14 protein-coding genes are annotated in these 17,976 nt (G+C 40.0%); 8 read left to right on the top strand and 6 right to left on the bottom strand.

Annotation, left to right across the window (positions count from 1 at the left end; translation table 11 throughout):
* Positions 1-494: 494 nt before the first annotated feature.
* The 4 genes from AC5JMK_RS20225 to AC5JMK_RS20210 all read right to left on the bottom strand — a co-directional run bounded on the left by AC5JMK_RS20225 (position 495) and on the right by AC5JMK_RS20210 (position 3,768).
* Positions 495-2,540 carry a ribonuclease catalytic domain-containing protein gene (locus AC5JMK_RS20225; RefSeq protein ID WP_096677305.1) on the bottom strand — a complete coding sequence of 682 codons (2,046 nt, stop codon included), beginning with the start codon at positions 2,538-2,540 and terminating at the stop codon, positions 495-497.
* Between the two features lie 222 nt (positions 2,541-2,762).
* Entirely contained in the window at positions 2,763-2,978 is a 216-nt protein-coding gene (gene rpsR, locus AC5JMK_RS20220) for a 30S ribosomal protein S18 (RefSeq protein WP_096677304.1), read from the bottom strand.
* 6 nt (positions 2,979-2,984) lie between these two features.
* Positions 2,985-3,179 carry a 50S ribosomal protein L33 gene (gene rpmG, locus AC5JMK_RS20215; protein ID WP_071524727.1) on the bottom strand — a complete coding sequence of 65 codons (195 nt, stop codon included), beginning with the start codon at positions 3,177-3,179 and terminating at the stop codon, positions 2,985-2,987.
* 43 nt (positions 3,180-3,222) lie between these two features.
* On the bottom strand, positions 3,223-3,768 hold the full coding sequence (locus AC5JMK_RS20210; protein WP_096677303.1) for an RDD family protein: 546 nt from the start codon (positions 3,766-3,768) through the stop codon (positions 3,223-3,225).
* 198 nt (positions 3,769-3,966) lie between these two features.
* On the opposite strand from AC5JMK_RS20210, the gene AC5JMK_RS20205 reads away from it, so the two are divergent.
* From AC5JMK_RS20205 to AC5JMK_RS20180, 6 genes are all read left to right on the top strand, one after another.
* Entirely contained in the window at positions 3,967-5,154 is a 1,188-nt protein-coding gene (locus AC5JMK_RS20205) for an acyltransferase family protein (RefSeq protein ID WP_495910893.1), read from the top strand.
* Between the two features lie 173 nt (positions 5,155-5,327).
* Positions 5,328-5,720, top strand: a complete 393-nt coding sequence (locus tag AC5JMK_RS20200) for a C6orf136 family protein (protein WP_044450756.1) — start codon at positions 5,328-5,330, stop codon at positions 5,718-5,720.
* Positions 5,721-5,758: 38 nt separating this feature from the next.
* Positions 5,759-6,946, top strand: a complete 1,188-nt coding sequence (locus AC5JMK_RS20195; protein ID WP_096677301.1) for a TRC40/GET3/ArsA family transport-energizing ATPase — start codon at positions 5,759-5,761, stop codon at positions 6,944-6,946.
* A gap of 279 nt (positions 6,947-7,225) precedes the next feature.
* Entirely contained in the window at positions 7,226-7,630 is a 405-nt protein-coding gene (locus AC5JMK_RS20190) for a hypothetical protein (RefSeq protein ID WP_495910892.1), read from the top strand.
* A gap of 262 nt (positions 7,631-7,892) precedes the next feature.
* Entirely contained in the window at positions 7,893-10,424 is a 2,532-nt protein-coding gene (locus AC5JMK_RS20185) for a GAF domain-containing protein (RefSeq protein WP_096677300.1), read from the top strand.
* Positions 10,425-11,051: 627 nt separating this feature from the next.
* The gene (locus AC5JMK_RS20180) at positions 11,052-12,284 is read left to right on the top strand and encodes a glycosyltransferase family 4 protein (protein WP_096677299.1); all 1,233 of its coding nucleotides are present in this window, start codon (positions 11,052-11,054) and stop codon (positions 12,282-12,284) included.
* Between the two features lie 202 nt (positions 12,285-12,486).
* Here AC5JMK_RS20180 and thiS read toward each other — a convergent pair whose 3' ends face one another.
* The gene (thiS, locus tag AC5JMK_RS20175; protein WP_096677298.1) at positions 12,487-12,699 is read right to left on the bottom strand and encodes a sulfur carrier protein ThiS; all 213 of its coding nucleotides are present in this window, start codon (positions 12,697-12,699) and stop codon (positions 12,487-12,489) included.
* Complete coding sequence (locus AC5JMK_RS20170; protein WP_096677297.1) at positions 12,665-13,810, bottom strand: thiamine phosphate synthase; 1,146 nt, start codon at positions 13,808-13,810, stop codon at positions 12,665-12,667. The genes thiS and AC5JMK_RS20170 overlap by 35 nt, the downstream gene beginning before the upstream one ends.
* A 401-nt stretch (positions 13,811-14,211) precedes the next feature.
* Here AC5JMK_RS20170 and AC5JMK_RS20165 point away from each other — a divergent pair, with 401 nt between their 5' ends.
* Positions 14,212-15,987 carry a DUF1565 domain-containing protein gene (locus AC5JMK_RS20165; RefSeq protein WP_096679153.1) on the top strand — a complete coding sequence of 592 codons (1,776 nt, stop codon included), beginning with the start codon at positions 14,212-14,214 and terminating at the stop codon, positions 15,985-15,987.
* Between the two features lie 468 nt (positions 15,988-16,455).
* Complete coding sequence (locus AC5JMK_RS20160) at positions 16,456-17,685, top strand: YARHG domain-containing protein (protein ID WP_495910891.1); 1,230 nt, start codon at positions 16,456-16,458, stop codon at positions 17,683-17,685.
* The last annotated feature ends 291 nt before the right edge of the window (positions 17,686-17,976 follow it).

Here is a 17,976-nt window from a genome sequence, read left to right as displayed (position 1 = left end):
AATTTTTTGCACAAATTTATCCGGAGTATACTGGTTTTCCTCAGAACATATTAATGGTAGATGCACCCTGATAACAAACACCCCTTGATAGCTGTCGGCTACTTGGGGATTTTTTTATGTGCAGAAACAAACATGTAGCCAATTTTTTGCACAAATTTATCCGGAGTATACTGGTTTTTCTCAGAACATATTAATGGTAGATGCACCCTGATAACAAACACCCCTAGTTGACTATCGGTTGCTAGGGGATTTTTTTGTTAGAAAAACATATGATAACGCATCTTTGCAAAAATTGCTCAGATTTATCAAAGCTTTATTGTTTGTTTGCACTCCCAATACTTTTTTGTATTTGTTAATTGCAAACTAATTTATTTTATCATTTTTATAGTAGCCACATCGTTAATCTCTGTCGTAAGGAAGGTGTCGAGAGGAATTGCTGCTTAAGGGTGATGTGGAAGCATACGCAAATATATATAATACCAATTTGCTGCTGTTTAGGCTTCTTGATAAATTACTTCCTGAAATTGAATTACGTCTTTTTGTGGGTCAGCGTGGGAAACTTTCACTGCAACCTGTTCACCCAACTTTAAAGCACGGCGAAAAGACATTGGCAACTGCAAACCCAAGTCTTCCAAAAGAATGAGTGCTAAACCGCTATCTTCTCTCAACCACATCAATACTGTGGCGTGCCAAACGCTATCTGTACAACGGCGCAAGTACTCTAATGCCCAATATCTGTTAGTCTGCCGTTCTACCATTGTTACTTCTTGGGTGATGGTAGTGACGGTCATCATCACTTCTTTGAGCTGTTCGGCAGAAAAGGGCAGAATATCCCCGCGCAGATGTGCTTTGAGTTGAAAATGGGTGAGCAAGTCGCTGTAGCGGCGAATGGGAGAGGTAGCCTGAGTATAAGTATCTAAGCCTAAACCAGCATGACGCACTGGTGTAATGCTCATTTCACTTTTGGGCATACAACGACGCATAGCACAGGCTCGGACAAAACCTGCTGGTAGCTGGAGTAATTCTTGTTCGGGGGGTAATTCTGGTTGGGGTTGACCACGAAAAGGCAGAGGAATTTGATGAACTTGGCCATAACGGGCAGCAACTTCACCAGCAAGTATCATCATCTCAGCTACTAGTTGCCTAGAGGTGGAGTCGTCTAAAACATAGATGTTAATGTCGTCTTCTTTGACTTTAATCATCGCCTCCGGCATATTAATGCTGATGGCTCCTTGGGCATATCTCCAAGTTTTACGCTTATTAGACCATTTGGCGATCGCGGCAATTTCTGGTTCCGCCTGTACACCTAAATCCAGTACTTCGTCTACGTCTTCGTAGGTGAGGCGATAAGTAGGTTTAATCAAACTGGCATGAATGTTGTAATCTTCTACCGCCCCAGATGCATCTAAAATGACTCCAAAGCTCAAAGCACAGCAAACCTGTCCCTGCACCAAACTCATAGGTCCAGTTGCCAATATTTCTGGAAACATAGGAACCATGCCAGTAGGTAAATAAACTGTACTACCTCGCTTTCTGGCTTCTAGGTCTAACTCATCTTCTGGTATCAAAAAGCGTGTTGGGTCAGCGATATGCACCCACAATCTTTCCCGCCCATCTGGAAGTTGCTCCCAACTCAAACCATCATCTATTTCTGTAGTACTTTCATCATCAATTGTGTACACTTTGAGATAGGTCAGATCCAAGCGGTTAGAATCTGGGTCAGGCGGTGGTGATTGCAATCGCTGTTGCGACACTTCTAGTACCTTTGTAGGAAATTGAACTGGAATTGAGGAACGACGCAGAAATAAATTTTCATGAGGACTCCACCAACCCAAGTCTACCAATAATTGCAAGGCTCCTTGGGGTGTTGCAGAACGCCCTAGCATGTTCATCGTTTCCAGGACTGGTGCTGGCGGCGGATAGGCACGAGCCAGAGAGTCATAATTTAGCCCTAAGCGCACAATATCGGCAAGTAGTGCTGCATATTTTTCTAAAGCTTCTAGGCGGTGGCGGTCATGTCTTTGCCACTCGACTGCTTCACCTTTGAGCGCTTGCTCAACACGAGCCAAAAATTCTTGTTGTCCTTTTGCTTTGAGTGCCTCTACTTCTAGTTGGTGTTTACGTTCTGCTACCTGAGTAGCTGTGCGGGGTTCGTAAGAGTCCCCCTTTTGCTTGAAATAGATTTTATCGTCTGATAGCAAGCAATAAGCAGCATAACACTGATGTGCTTGTGATCCCGAAAAGAGTAGATTTGCCATTTCTTGTGGCGTTACTGTTTCTCCATCCTCTACTAATAGTTCCCAAGCTACTTCTAAACTTGATGGATCTAAGTAAGGCTTGACTTCTTCTAGAAAACTAGAAATTTGTGAGGATTTATAGCTTTGTCCAGTAACTGTATAGCTGATTTGTCTAGGCGCGAGACTGTGAGATTGACCCCGTTCATCGATAACGAACCAACGAGTCTTTCCGTCTGGACGATCTACCACACCCAAACGGCGATCGCCTTGAAGTCTAAATTCAACTAGCGTCCCCTTCTCCACAAGCCTCGCATCTTAATTAAAATTTTAGATTTTAGGTTTTAGATTTTGGATGAAATAACTCAATTATTAAATCCCAAATCTAAATGATTTTAAGCTTGACTGAGCCGATTTTACACTTAACTTTCTTAGATTTTAGATTTTGGACTCAGAAACGCCAAGTGCAATGCTACGTAAACTCAGCTTCTTGATCTAAAATCCAAAATCCAAAAATAATATTAATAGTTAGCCTTCTGCATTGATAAACGGCAACAAAGCCAGAATTCTAGCGCGTTTAATCGCTAATGTTAACGATCGCTGTTGCTGAGATGTCAATCCAGTAATTCGACGTGGCAATATTTTACCGCGCTCGGTGATAAATTTACGCAGCAAGTCTACATCTTTGTAGTCAATTGGTTCTCCCGGCTTAATCGGAGACAAACGACGACGGTAATAACTCATGGTTGTCTATTTAATTTCCTTGTGAACGGTATGTTTGTTGCAGTGAGTGCAGAACTTTTTGAGTTCTAAACGATTGGTGGTGTTACGACGATTCTTTGTCGAGGTATAACGTGAAACACCTGGTGAGCGTTTATCTGGATTTGTACGGCACTCCGTACATTCCAGTGTCAGTATGATTCGGACACCTTTAGCCTTAGCCATAATTTTACAAACAATTAAGCCTGAGAATAATTAACACAAATATCTATCTTCGCACATTTCGCTGCAAAGTTTCAAGCATTCGCTTGACTTTTATATCTAGCGAATAGCCACGACTTGCCGAAACGATTATAGTTTTAGCATAGCGGTCATGCAAAGCTTGCCGCAGTTGACTGTCAGATGCAGCCGTACCACAATCGATCGCCAGAGGAAGTATTAGCAGTATAGCAGTGGGATTGCGGATAATATTGCTCAAGGCGACCGCAAGCAAAAGCCCACCCAAACCAATGATCGCCTCTCGTTTCACAAGAGCTTGTAAACCTGGTACTCTCCCCCCTTCAACTTCTAGTACTCTAAGATCCAGAGCATACTGCCCTAAACTTTGTCCTTGGTTGTTATACACAACTACTACTCGTAACACCAACCAAGCGATCGCAAAAACTAGTATCTGGAGAAAGTGGATACCAAGCCCACTACTTCCTAACAAAGAGCTAACTAACCAAACAATCAAAAAATCAATCCCAAATGCCATAATTCGTCGCCCAAATTCAACTCTGGGATAGTTTGGTGGGGGTATGTGTTTAATATTCATAAAATATTGTGTTTGTATAAAATTTTATAAGTAGCTTGGCTTTTTATATATTCTTAATCTTAAAAGCTTTTAACCATAAATGTAGCGATCGCGATTTAACCAATTCTTAGTTGAATATAAGCATTCTTTATGAGCTAAATAGAACAAACATAAGTAATATTGAGTAAATCTCAAAATAACTAAACTAAAGTGAATGAAATGAGTAATTTTACAGATAAAACCCACGATAAGAGAGTACATCTTCATTATCTGGATGGTTTGCGTGGTTTGGCAGCTTTATACGTGGTTTTTTCTCATCTATGGGAATTACAAGGACATGATTTACCAGGTATGTGGCTGAACTTTAGCAAAGTTTTTAGATATGGACTTTTTAGTGTAGCTATATTTATTGTCCTTTCAGGATACTGTTTAATGCTGCCAGTATCTCGTTCTCAGACAGGTTATATTTCCGGGGGTTTATTTAATTATATAAAGCGGCGATCGCGTCGAATATTGCCACCATATTATTCAGCACTGATATTGTCATTGATAGTAGGTGTTTTAATCACAATTTTAATTAATCTTCATTTCCTGTATTGGGATAATAATCTCTGGGGGCATTTTGAGCATACCTTTTCACTTTTTGATGTTGTTTGCCATCTATTTTTAATTCACAATCTCATTCCCAACGATGAAATTTATAAAATCAACGGACCAATGTGGAGTGTTGCTACTGAATGGCAAATATACTTCCTATTTCCTCTGATTTTACTGCCTATATGGCGGCGTTTAGGATGGTTTGTCGTCGTCAGTTTGGCTTTTTTATTAGGATTATTGCCTTATTATTTATCTCATGGATTAATCGGCAGAGCGCATACATGGTATCTTGGTTTATTTGCTTTAGGGATGATGGCAGCAGATATCGGATTTTCTCAAAAACACTATTTGCAAAAAATCAGAAAATCACTACCGTGGGGTTTACTAGCCGCAATATTTTTTGGTATGGCTTTATTTACTGATATGTCGCAAAAATTTGGCTTAGAAATATGGGTAAATGAATTGTGTGTTGGTTTAGCAACTGCGTGTTTGTTAGTCTACTGTACTAATTGCATAGTAGAGGAAAAAACACCACCTTTAGTATTAAAAATATTGCAATCTCCTGGAGCGATCGCACTAGGAACATTTTCTTATAGCTTATATTTACTTCACTCTATAGTCTTAACTGTACTCAATCAGTATCTACATACTTTCCAATTTACCCCTCTCAAAAGAGAGATTATCTTCTATACAACTGGTTTGTCACTATCATTATTAATTGCCTATATTTTCTATTTAATCTTTGAGCGTCCATTTATGTCTGGCTTCTTACAAAAACGGAAAATCAAAGATGCCATTAAAATAGATTAAAAGTCAAAAGTCAAAAGTCAAAAATCAAAAGATAATTTCCAAAAATAAATCTGCGGGATTTCAACCCAATCTTTTATTTTTCCTTCTTTCTTTTGACTTTTGACTTTTGCCTTGTTTGGGGATTTGAGGTAATCTCAAAATAAAGGATTGTTACATCAGGCTGTGTATTGACTATGGATATCATTCAAATCCTCAAAGAAGACTATCAAAGATTTCCAGCAAATCAAACTTACAGCATCTATGCTGAAGAGGTTTATTTTCAAGACCAAGTATTTAAATTTCGGGGTATTCAGCTATACAAGCTGATGATTAAATTTATTGAGACTTTTTTTTTAAATCCCAAAATGGATTTGCATGATATCCAAAAAGAGGGAGACACAATCACAACTAAGTGGACACTCAGTTGGAATACTCCCCTTCCCTGGAAACCACGTATTTCTATCCCTGGTTGGAGTGAATTGCGTCTCAACTCTGATGGTTTAATCGCTTCTCACATAGATTATTGGAATTGTTCGCGTCTGGATGTGATCAAACAACATTTCTCTGCTAAACAATCGATAATGTAAATAAATGTAAAAACTTCTCAGATAAAGCAGAATCATCCATGCGCGTAATTTTAATGACCGGAAAAGGTGGTGTAGGTAAAACTTCCGTAGCTGCTGCTACTGGATTGCGTTGTGCAGAACTTGGTTATCGTACCCTGGTTTTGAGTACAGATCCCGCTCACTCTTTAGCAGATAGTTTTGATCTGGAACTAGAACACGCTCCCCGAAAAATTCGCCCAAACTTGTGGGGTGCGGAACTAGATGCGCTACAAGAATTAGAGGGAAACTGGGGTGCTGTCAAGCGCTACATCACTCAAGTTTTACAAGCGCGAGGTTTGGATGGAGTACAAGCGGAAGAATTGGCAATTTTACCAGGGATGGATGAGATTTTTAGCTTGGTAAGAATGAAACGTCATTACGACGAAGGTGATTTTGATGTTTTGATTATCGACTCTGCTCCAACGGGTACAGCATTGCGACTGCTGAGTTTACCAGAAGTCGGTGGTTGGTATATGCGCCGTTTTTACAAACCGTTTCAAAATATTTCTGTTGCTCTGAGGCCTTTGGTTGAACCTCTGTTTAAACCCATTGCTGGTTTTTCTTTACCAGATAAAGAGGTGATGGACGCACCTTATGAGTTTTATCAACAAATAGAAGCACTCGAAAAAGTCTTAACTGACAATAATCAAACCTCAGTGCGTTTGATTACTAACCCGGAAAAAATGGTAATTAAAGAATCTCTTCGCGCTCATGCTTATTTGAGTTTGTATAATGTTGCAACTGATTTAGTTATAGCAAATCGCATTCTTCCCAACGAAGTCCAAGACTCATTCTTTCAGAAATGGAAAGAGAACCAACAGCAATATCGTCAGGAAATTCACGAAAACTTTCATCCTTTACCTGTGAAGGAAGTACCTCTATTTTCTGAAGAAATGTGTGGTTTAGCAGCCCTAGAACGACTCAAAGAAATACTCTATAAAGATGAAGATCCAAGTCAAGTTTATTACAAAGAAAATACGCTCAAGGTAGTACAAGAACAAAATCAATACAGCTTGGAATTGTATTTACCAGGTATTCCGAAAAACCAAATTCAACTCAGTAAAACAGGCGATGAATTAAATATTACTATTGGTAATCATCGCCGAAATTTAGTCTTGCCACAAGCATTAGCAGCACTGCAACCAGCAGGAGCGAAAATGGAAGATGATTATTTGAAAATTCGCTTTGCTGAGGCTGTAAATACTTAATTTTTAGAGGTGGGTAATCTAGTTCGCAATACGGTTCGGTTAAAGATTTTTCGTCATAATTTTGGGATTGTACCAGACGCGATATATCGCGTCTGGTACAGGGTTTAATGTAGATCGATTTCAATACTGCTCGGTTAAGGATTTGTCGTCGTAATTTTGGGCATGTAGAGACGTTGCACTGCAACGTCTCTACAGGTTTTAAATGTCAATCGATTTGTCTTATCCGAGCAGTATTGAGATCGATTTGTCTTATCCGAACCGTATTGAGAGCGATCGCGCTTGATAACCCTTATTTTCCTTATAAACTGTACAGACGACTGCATTAACAATGCAGGTCGATACATTAACAATGCAGGTCAATACATTAACAATGCAGGTCGATACATTAACAATGCAGGTCAATACATCAACAATGCAGGTCAATACATCAACAATGTAGGTCAATACATCAACAATGCAGGTCAATACATTAACAATGCAGGTCGATACATCAACAATGTAGGTCAATACATTAACAATGTAGGTCGATACATCAACAATGCAGGTCGATACATCAACAATGCAGGTCAATACATTAACAATGCAGGTCGATACATTAACAATACAGGTCGATACATCAACAATGTAGGTAATCCGATTTTGGATTTTGGATTGACCATGAGGATTTATCCAAGAGCTATTTGATTTTAGATTTTGGAAAATGGAATTGCTCCACTCATGAAATCTGCTTGCTCTTTACCCTGCTTGGAATTATTGGTCAATTGTTCTTAATTAATATTTCTTAATGACATAGTTTAGACACCAAGTTACTATTATTTTTAAATAAAATTTTTTATGAACTTTCGTATAAATTAAAACTTAGTTGTCATTGACAGAATACATATTATTATACACTGTTATTTAACTTTTTCTTAATCACAATTCATACCTCATTTTCTTGGAACATATGCAGGTTATTCTCAAACCAGAAACTCTACGGCTTCGGATTGCCAACCGTATCCGTCTTTCTTCAGAATTGCAAGATGTTTTGACAACAACAGTAGCAGAATTACGCGCATTTCTTGGAAGCGATCGCGTAAAGATTTACAAGTTTCATCCGGATCAAAGCGGACAGGTGCTAGCGGAATCTGTGGATAGCAATAAGTTACCTTCGCTACTTGGGCTAAATTTTCCCACAGATGACATTCCGCCTGAAGCCAGAGAACTATTTATCAACTCACGGGTACGTTCAATAGTGAATGTTGATACTCAACAGATTGGTCGTATTCCCCTAGCTGAAGATTTGGAAGACGAAGAGAATTTCGCTGAACAAGACTTTTACCGCCCGGTAGATCCCTGTCATGTGGAATACCTGACAGCGATGGGGGTTAAATCCTCTGTTGTAGTCCCGATTATGCATCACAAACAACTTTGGGGACTGTTGGTATCTCATGACTCCCAATCTCGTTTAATTCCAGAATCAGAATTAGAAGTAGTACAGATGGTGGTTGATCAACTTTCCTTAGCGATCGCCCAAAATACTCTGATTACCCAAGCCAAGGAAAAAGCCACAAGGGAAACCACTATAAAACGTATTGCTACCCTGCTGCATTCATTACCCACAATTGAATATCAGTCAGCTTTAGCAGAAACCATCGCTGCTTTTGGTGGTTCTGGTGGTAGGCTTTGTATTAAAAATCCCGCAGTCATGGAAAGTTTTGCGGATTGCTTGCAACTTGATAACGAGCATATCAAGGTTTATGCCTATGGTAAGCAACCTATGATTCCAGACCAGGCAAAATACAGACATATGGAACAATATAGTGTCTGGCAGGAACGCTACAAGTCTGGTAAATATCATATTTGGGCGATTTCAGACGTCTATAAAATTCCTGGTTTGCGAAATTTGCAAGTTGCTTTTCGAGCAACCAAAATTCGCAGTATTTTAATGATTCCACTCAATTATCGCCAAGAATTGCTGGGATACTTAAGTATTTTTCAAGACGAAGTTGAAACAAAAATTCTCTGGGCGGGTGAGTTTGATCCTGATGGACGACAACTATATCCCCGTCAATCCTTTGAAGTTTGGCAAGAATCGAAAACCGCACAACCTCGTGAGTGGAGTGTCGAAGAAATAGAATTAGCAAGAGAGTTAGGTCAACAATTTGCTTTTGCAATTCACGAAAACGAGCAATCTCAACAAATACGAATGCTTGTTACCAACGCCAGCACTCAAATCCAACAAGATACTACCAATTTAGAACAGTCAATCAAACAACAAGCACTTTTGGAGGTGATTGCGAAAATCAGAACCTCTCTTGATATTGAGACGATTTTTCAAACGACTAGCAAAGAAGTTTGTCAATTATTGCAAGCGGATCGTGTGAGTGTTTATCGCTTCAACAGTGATTGGGGTGGTGAATTTGTTGGTGATTATGAGGTGGCTAACCCAGAGTGGTTACATATATCTAAACTCGGCGTCAATACAGTTTGGAACGACACTTATTTACAACAAACCCAAGGGGGACGTTATCGTGATCATCAGATACTGGCGGTGGATGATATTTATCAAATGGAATTTGAGCAATGTCACATCCAGCTTTTGGAACAGTTTGAGATCAAAGCCTTTGCGATCGCTCCGATTTTTGTTGGCGAAAAACTTTGGGGATTGCTAGCAGCTTATCAACACTCAGCCCCCCGCCACTGGGATTCTTCTGACACTCACTTCCTAACTCAAACAGCAGCCCAACTCGGAGTAGCACTCCAGCAAGCTGAATTACTTGCAAAAACAAAACAACAGGCTGTCGAATTGCAAAAAGTAGCAGAACAACAGCAGTTATTATTAGATGTCGTGACAAAAATTCGCGCCTCTCTCGAACTAGCGACGATTTTTCAAACGACTACCAAAGAACTTTGTCAATTACTGCAAGCTGATCGTGTGAGTGTTTATCGCTTCAACAATGATTGGAGTGGTGAATTTGTTGGTAGTTTTGAAGCGGCTAATCCAGAGTGGTCAAATTCAGACAAACTTGGCATTAATACTATTTGGCATGATACTTACTTACAAGAAACCCAAGGGGGACGCTATCGCTACAATCAAACGTGCGTTGTTGATGACATTTATCAAATGAAATTTACTCCCTGTCATGTTGATATTTTAGAGCAGTATCAGATCAAAGCCTTTGCGATCGCCCCGATTTTTATCAGTCAAAAACTTTGGGGTTTGCTAGCTGTGTATCAACACTCAGCCCCCCGCCACTGGGATTCATCTGAGATTAAATTTCTCACTCAAATAGCAGCCCAACTGGGAATGGCACTTCAGCAAGTTGAATTGCTTGCCAAAACCCAACAGCAAGCGGTTGATTTACGAAAAGCACTCGATGATTTGCAAGCTACAGGAGAACAGAAGCAGTTCTTGATTAGAGTTGTGGAAAAGATGCGGAAGTCTTTGACATTTTCTGGATACGATCACAATGATGAACATTCATCATTGAAGTAAAGATTTGAATTTAGGGGCGAAGGGGAAGCGGGGATCAAGGATCAGGGTTCAGGTATTGGACATTGCTCCTTGAGTCTTGACTAATCACTTCTATTCGGCATTTTGGCAGAACATTTTGATGGTATTTAGTTATTCTATTGATTATATCTATACTGAACTAAGTATACGGTTACACAATTCTTTGCGATTATGCAGGTAGGGATGTAGCGATCGCAACTATAAGCCCAAGACCTACAAGTTCTTGAAAGAATAGACCTCTTGCAAAAATATTTTTACCCCACCCTAACCCTCCCCGTTTACGGGGGAGGGAACTAAATCTTCCCCCCGTTCACGGGGGGATTGAGGGGGGTTCATTCGACTTTTGCAAGAGGTCTAATAGTTGAGAGTTGACTAATAAAGTGAATATTAAATCTGGGGAATGTGTTAAGAATGTGTAGCGCACTACTGGATTAGCTGTGTGACAACACTTGAAATTGATGTAATTATTAATTCAGTAGGGGCGTACAAACGTACGCCTTTACTATAAACCAACAGCGAAATAAGTTTGTGACATCTCCCGACGCTGAATCAAAGATTACAGCGCGGTACTGAGCGCGGGTTAGTTAATTTTTACTTATTAAATTTCTGATGGAACAGATTTCATCAAGGGTCGCGACCGTTGGAGAACAAACTGTATCTCCAGATATTCTAGTCGTATGCCGCACTTTTCTACCCAGGGAAGGTGGTATCGAAGAGTACATTTATAATCGCTGTCTACAAGATACAGATAGGGTAATTCTTCTTACTGCTAGTTGTGCAGGAGATAAAGCTTTTGACAAATCACAGGTATTTCCTGTGTATCGTTGGCACATTCCCCAGTCTTGGCGTGATGGTTTGAGCAAAAATATCCTCAAACCAATTCTAAATATGCTTTGGTCAGCTGTTTTCGCAATAAAACTTTATTTTCGCTATCATTATCGCTATATCGAATGGGGACATGGCTACGGTTTTATTTCACTGTTGCTTTTGAGTTATCTTTTACCGATTCGCTTTTTTATCTATCTACACGGGAATGATATTTTATATACTTTACGCAATCGAATAATGCGATCGCTGTTTGCATTGACTTTGCGAAGAGCAGAAGGTATTGTTTGCAATAGCGGCTGGACACGATATTTACTCACCACTCATTTTCAAATCAATACTCCCACTCACATTATTCATCCTGTAGTTAGAAGAAAGAAATTTGGTGTAGCTAGTCCTAACGCAATTGAGGAATTACGTTTACGGGTACGCAACAGCCACGATATTCCAGAAAATGCAGTAGTAATTCTCTCGGTCGGCTGTCTACAACAGTATAAAGGTTTTGACTTAGTAATAGATAATTTACCACTACTACTCACTTTAGGGCTGGAGGTTCATTACATACTGTGTGGACAAGGCCCTTGTGAGGCAAAATTACAATCTCAGGTACGACGCCTGCGCTTGGACAGATGGGTACACTTTGCTGGACATGTTGCTGAACGAGAATTGGCTGGTTACTATGCAGCTTGCGATATATTTGCTTTGCTAACTTTATTTGATCGCAACGTTAGCAGCCACTTAGGTTTTGGCATGGTTTACTTAGAAGCAGCTTACTTTGGTAAACCTATTATTGCCTCAAACTTTGGTTGGGTTACAGATACAGTTCGCGATGAGGAAAATGGTTTAATTGTCAATCCTTATTCTGGTTTAGAAATGTTTCAAGCATTCCGCCGACTTTGCGAAAACCAGCAACTACGCGAACAACTTGGACGTAGAGGAAGAATACTAGCGAACAAAAGAAGTTTGCACCGATGGCTTTATATACCTGAATCTCGCTATTCTTGTTTACTAACTTAGAAAAACTCCAAAAAATAAATTACCCAACTCCTGCACTCAATAAAAATAGGGGTATAGGGGTGTACGGATGTAGGAGTGTAGGAGGATTTTGTGGGGTGGGTAAAAATTTAGGAATATTTGAAATTTTCAAGATATGAATTTCAGAAAAACTCTTATTTTCTCTTACACCCTGACACCCTCACACCTTCGCACCCTTGGTTCCTTAACCCCCACCAACAATAGTGACAATTTCTAGGCGATCGCCTTGCTGTACTTTTGTTTCCTGCCAGTACTGACGGTGTAAAATTTCACCGTTGTATTCTACTGCTACCAATCGAGGATTAAACCCTAGTTGTTGAAGTAGTTCAGGTAGAAGAGTTTGAGGTACACAGCTACGAGATTCACCATTGATCTGGATAGTAATTTGATTCGACATAGGAATGATCAGGATCTGGTTGAATACGATTGAGCTGCGATAGAAAATATTGTGTCACTAAAGTAGGTTGTTCGGCTTGCATGATGCCACGCACCACTGCTACACGCTTCGCCCCAGCGTCAATCACATCATTGATGTTGTTGGGATCGATACCGCCAATAGCAAACCAAGGGATAGAACAATTTTTAGCAACGTAACGAACATATTCTAAACCAGCAGCAGCCTTACCTTCTTTTGTAGGAGTTTCATAAACAGGCCCAACACCGATATAGTCTGCTCCTTCTTTGACAGCCCGTTGCATTTCCTCAGAATTTGTGGTAGAACGACCAATCAAGCGGTGAGGTCCGAGTAATTGTCGGGCCATAGCAATAGGCATATCTTGCTGTCCCAGGTGTACCCCGTCTGCATCAACAGCCAAAGCGATATCTACCCGGTCATTGACAATAAAAATGGCGTTGTAGGTATGGCATAACTGCCGTAATTCTTGAGCTTGCTGGAGACGGACAGCATCATCTACTTTCTTATCGCGATACTGTACTAAAGTTAATCCTCCCTTGAGGGCAGCTTCGACTGTATCTAGTATTTTGTCACTGGGGGAGGTAACAAGATACAAATGCGATCGCACAAGTAACTGATGTCGTTGATAACCCATCAAATTACTTTCTAGGGTGTAAACTCGGTAACGCATCTGCTTAAAAGCTTTCCCCATATTTGGGTGATAAAGCTTGCCATATTCTTCTAACACCCGCATAGCTTCTTCTACTCGACAGAAGTTAGCTTGCAGCAAAGATTTGATACTAGCGCGCTGTTCTTCCTGGAGATGAGTTAATTCAGTACCAGGATCACCCGGTGTATCTCGAGCCGCCCTTAAATCAGCAGTATGCCAGGTTGCTAATTCTTGCCGCATTCGCTTGCATTCCCCAGTTAACTGGGTATTATTTAAGCCAAAGCGACACCATTCCTCAATAATTCGCAAACCTTCACGCGCACGATCTAAATTTGCATCTAAGATGCGACAAATAACTTGACTTACTTGCTCTCTTCGGCTGTATGGCTCGACCATTACAACAATCCCATTAGTGTTTTGATCGTAACAGTCAGTCCCTTTCATAGTTGCAATAATTTTTTCATATATTTTGTTTCTTTAAATTAAAAATTTGAGGTTCGAGATCAAGAATTAGAAAATAGGAATTATAAAATATTTTTACTATAACCTCTACTCCTAGAGTGAAGGGGATTGGGGATGGAGGATCAAAGGTCGGGGATCGGGATTGGAAATAAACAAAAACCACTAACCATTCCCCATTCCCCGATCCCTATTACCCATCCAATATGTGAGTGATATCATCGACATTTTTGCAATTTAGAGAGTATAAAAATTGCTAATTGGTTGTAAGGAGTGCAGAAAAGGTGATTTTCCCCCTCGTTGTTTATAAGTCTTGTCAGGCTGACGTTCTACTAGCACAAAAGATTAACCAAGAGCATAATTCACATCCGTACTTAGAAGTGACAATGCTTTTTATTTATCATTCCGTGCGTTTGTTTCTGAACGCTGCTGGTATAGGAGTTACAAGTCTGATACTTATTAGCTGTTACTTTGATACCGCCATTGCTCAGACATCTCCACCACAAAAGCAGATACACCATACTGAGAAAACAATCTCTCAGGTAAATGCATTGTTTGTCAACCCAAGTATCGGAAATGACAAGCAGGCAAATGGGGGTGAAAGTAGCCCTTTGAAAACTATTACCAAAGCTTTGCAAGTGGCTACCCCCAATACTGTAATTATGCTTGCTAAGGGAACTTACAGCGCCCAGACAGGAGAAATGTTCCCATTGATACTCAAGCCTGATATTACCATTCAAGGAGATGTTAGTAGTAACGGTGGTGGCGTCATCATCAGTGGAGGTGGTGATTACCTTAGTCGGAGTTTTGGCAGTAAAAATGTCGCTCTTGTTAGTGCCAAAGGAGCAAAACTAACAGGGATAACGGTGACAAACTCTAATCCACGTGGTTACGGTTTATGGATTGAGTCTAACAATTTTACCGTTGTAGACAATACATTTGTTGGTAATACTCAAGATGGAATTACTGTGACTGGCAACACTGCACCGATCATCCGTAATAATTTCTTTGATCGCAATAGTGCTAATGGGATAACAGTTACTGATACCTCTGGTGCAGAAATACGAGAGAATGTGTTTCAAGAAACAGGCTTTGGCATTAACATTGCCCAAAAAGCTCATCCTTTAGTGGTGGGTAATAAAATTATCAACAATAGAAGTGGAATCATTGTGCAAGCTTCTTCTCAGCCTATTTTGCGGAATAACGTGATTGAGCGTAATCAAGAAGATGGGTTAGTTATATTAGCTCAAGCACAACCAGATTTAGGTAACAGTTCCGAAGCTGGTGGTAATCAGTTTCGTAACAATGGTCGCTATGATATCAATGCTAGTGCTACTAAGCAGATTATTACTGCCTATGGGAACATTCTGGCTAGCGATCGCATTGCTGGTGATGTCAACATTAGTGGTACAACAGGTGCGATCGCTCAAAATTTACCATCTCCTTCTCCCCCGCCTGTTGTATCTTCTTCTGTTAAGAGAGCTTCCAGACCATTAAACAGCCAACTACTACCATTACAACCAGCAAATTCTACTTCTAAGATTGTTGCCACTGTTACCAAGCCAAAGCAGTCCATACAACCAGCTACTTCTAGAGTAGTTACAACTTCTAGCCAACCAAAATCACCAACCTCAAGAAACACTGCGGGATTTCCTATTCCTAGCAGCTTGGTAGTTAAACAAACAACCACGGGTTGGCAACAAGCAAGTACACCACAAATAAATTATGTACAGGTAGCACCAAAAGCACCAAATACAGTCGAATTTGTTGCACCTCAACCCCAATCTCCACCTAATCCAGTCACATCCACATCAGTCAAAACCGCAATAAATCAAATCCCATCATTGCCAGTGCTGCAACCTCCAGCTATTCCTAGCAATAATGTTCCTGTGGGTAATCAGCTACCAGTATCCGAAAATGCTTCAACTACAGCCTATGCTGGCGGTTCACTAAGTACGCGTTACCGAGTGATAGCAGAAGTACAAACTCAAAGAGATCAAGAATTAGTAAGATTTCTAGCCCCTGGAGCCTTTCCCACTTTCTGGGAAGGTAAAGCAGTAATGCAAGCAGGAGTGTTTAGCAATCGGTATAATGCCGAGCAAATGTTAGCTATTCTTAACAATAATGGTTTGAGAACTGTGATTGAGCCAATTGGATACTAGGCCATCAGTCAAAAATAGGGATTGGGGGTCGGGGATTCTCCAGAGAAGCCGCTTACGCGTCTACGCGTAAGCGGCTTCTCGTAGAGTACGGGGATTGGGAAGAGATTCGTTAAATAATTCTCCCTTGTCTCCCTTGTCTCCCTTATCCCCAATCCCCGATCCCTATTTTTAAGACACTTAATTTCTTTAATAAAAATTTAACAATTACTTCTCCACCCTTACTAATACGCCCTTTTTGCCATCTTTTCACGGTTACTATTTTCAAGCGAGTATAGAAAATTGTGTCAAAATTGATTGTCAAACAGTTGCAAAATTCCACACTAGATTGAGAAGATAGAAAGACTTCATCGTAAAAACCATAACAGTAACATCTTTTTCCTAGTACTTTTAGTGAGAAACACTAGTGTGGAAATCCTTCCACAAACACCTCTTGCAGCATAGACAACCACCTAGACTCTCAACGGCAACATGGATACTTGCAAAAGGACTACTTTCAACGAAACGAACTGCTACGAACCTGATGATACACAACAGGAGGAATTGTTCAGTATTCCTAATCTACTCTCCTTAAATGTCACAGATAATGATCCCGAGATCATTGATCTCCAGTGTGTAGAAACTCAAATAGATCCAAACAAACCTGAATCACACAAACAACAAGAAATTTTCCAGCAAACTACCTTGATTCAAAGAGTTGTTGTACCAAGAGCAGATTTTATCAAACAAAACTCCTCTAGTAAGTCTGCTGAACTGCCAGTATATCCAATCCAACGCTATCCCCTTTACGAATCTAATGAGTCAACAACAGAATCTAGCAAAGAAAACTCACTCTATAAACCTGTGAAACAAGAGAAATTGCTGGATACAATTTCTTATATATTTCTGGATGATGAAAATCTGGATGAGATTGAGCACTACACTCGAGAATCCCGGACATCTTCACCAAATTCCAGGTTACAAACAAAAATGCCCAGTCGGTCATCATCTGTAGGCTTAAGTTCTAAGGTAAAGCTAGCTTCAATGATGTTTGCTGGAGGATTTGCTGTTGGAGGAGCTTCTTGTTGGTCTGTTATATCAGATCAATTTGCCTCAGCTAATACTAAGCAGCATAAATCAGTACAGAAATATGCTAGTAATATTTCTGTATACAGCACCAATGCTTTAGAAAAAATAAACATCAGTAAACCTGAAATTGAACTTCCAGAGTCGAGCTTTACAGCACTTGAGCCGTCTGAGGAGAACGAACCGCAGGCGACTTCACAACCAGCCAAAAAAGCTAGTTTGAATAAAACTGAATCTCCACTGTCTAAATCTCTTCCTAAACTGATTAAATCAAAGGCTACTTCACAACCACCTAAGAATCAGGCTAATCACAATCAAACTGAATCGCCACTACCTCAATCTCAGGTCTTGGCTGCAACATCAAAGCCTTTATTCCAACAGCGATTGCTCACCTCGGCAGATCTCAAGGGTCGTAATGGGAAGGAATTAACGCTGATGCGTAATGAAATCTATGCCCGTCACGGTCGTCGTTTTAAAGAGCAAAAGCTACAGAGTTACTTTGAAAGTCAAAGTTGGTATCAGCCTCGTTATACACCGACTGAGTTTCCCGACTCTGTTCTTTCTCAAATAGAGTCAAAAAATGCCGTTATGATACGTGAGTACCAGCGTATTCACGGTTTAATGGTTGATCTATAGCTACCTTTGTTTGAAGGGCGACTTCAACCAGGGTGCTTTTATGTCGCCCCTGTTATATAAAAGACTTAATTATTACTAACGTAGATATAGCAATCCGATTTGATTAATGAATTTACTCGTGGAGGCAGGCAATAGGCAATAGGCAATAGGCAATAGGGAAAGAAAGAAAAAAAGGAAGCTAGATGTGTACTGAGTTTTGTTCAAAAATCAAATAGGAATCCTATATTTCAATCTAAAATCTAAAATCTAAAATCTAAAATCTAAAATCTAAAATCTAAAATCTAAAATCTA

This window comes from Pelatocladus sp., assembly GCF_059505505.1.
Note: the sequence above shows the minus strand (reverse complement) of the source record. Positions and strands in the feature narration are given on the sequence as shown.

Coding starts and splice junctions, on each gene's coding strand:
- rpsR (WP_096677304.1), bottom strand. CDS start 2,978: ATGAGTTATTACCGTCGTCGTTTGTCTCCGATTAAGCCGGGAGAACCA.
- rpmG (WP_071524727.1), bottom strand. CDS start 3,179: ATGGCTAAGGCTAAAGGTGTCCGAATCATACTGACACTGGAATGTACG.
- AC5JMK_RS20210 (WP_096677303.1), bottom strand. CDS start 3,768: ATGAATATTAAACACATACCCCCACCAAACTATCCCAGAGTTGAATTT.
- AC5JMK_RS20205 (WP_495910893.1), top strand. CDS start 3,967: ATGAGTAATTTTACAGATAAAACCCACGATAAGAGAGTACATCTTCAT.
- AC5JMK_RS20200 (WP_044450756.1), top strand. CDS start 5,328: ATGGATATCATTCAAATCCTCAAAGAAGACTATCAAAGATTTCCAGCA.
- AC5JMK_RS20195 (WP_096677301.1), top strand. CDS start 5,759: ATGCGCGTAATTTTAATGACCGGAAAAGGTGGTGTAGGTAAAACTTCC.
- AC5JMK_RS20185 (WP_096677300.1), top strand. CDS start 7,893: ATGCAGGTTATTCTCAAACCAGAAACTCTACGGCTTCGGATTGCCAAC.
- AC5JMK_RS20180 (WP_096677299.1), top strand. CDS start 11,052: ATGGAACAGATTTCATCAAGGGTCGCGACCGTTGGAGAACAAACTGTA.
- thiS (WP_096677298.1), bottom strand. CDS start 12,699: ATGTCGAATCAAATTACTATCCAGATCAATGGTGAATCTCGTAGCTGT.
- AC5JMK_RS20170 (WP_096677297.1), bottom strand. CDS start 13,810: ATGAAAGGGACTGACTGTTACGATCAAAACACTAATGGGATTGTTGTA.
- AC5JMK_RS20165 (WP_096679153.1), top strand. CDS start 14,212: ATGCTTTTTATTTATCATTCCGTGCGTTTGTTTCTGAACGCTGCTGGT.
- AC5JMK_RS20160 (WP_495910891.1), top strand. CDS start 16,456: ATGGATACTTGCAAAAGGACTACTTTCAACGAAACGAACTGCTACGAA.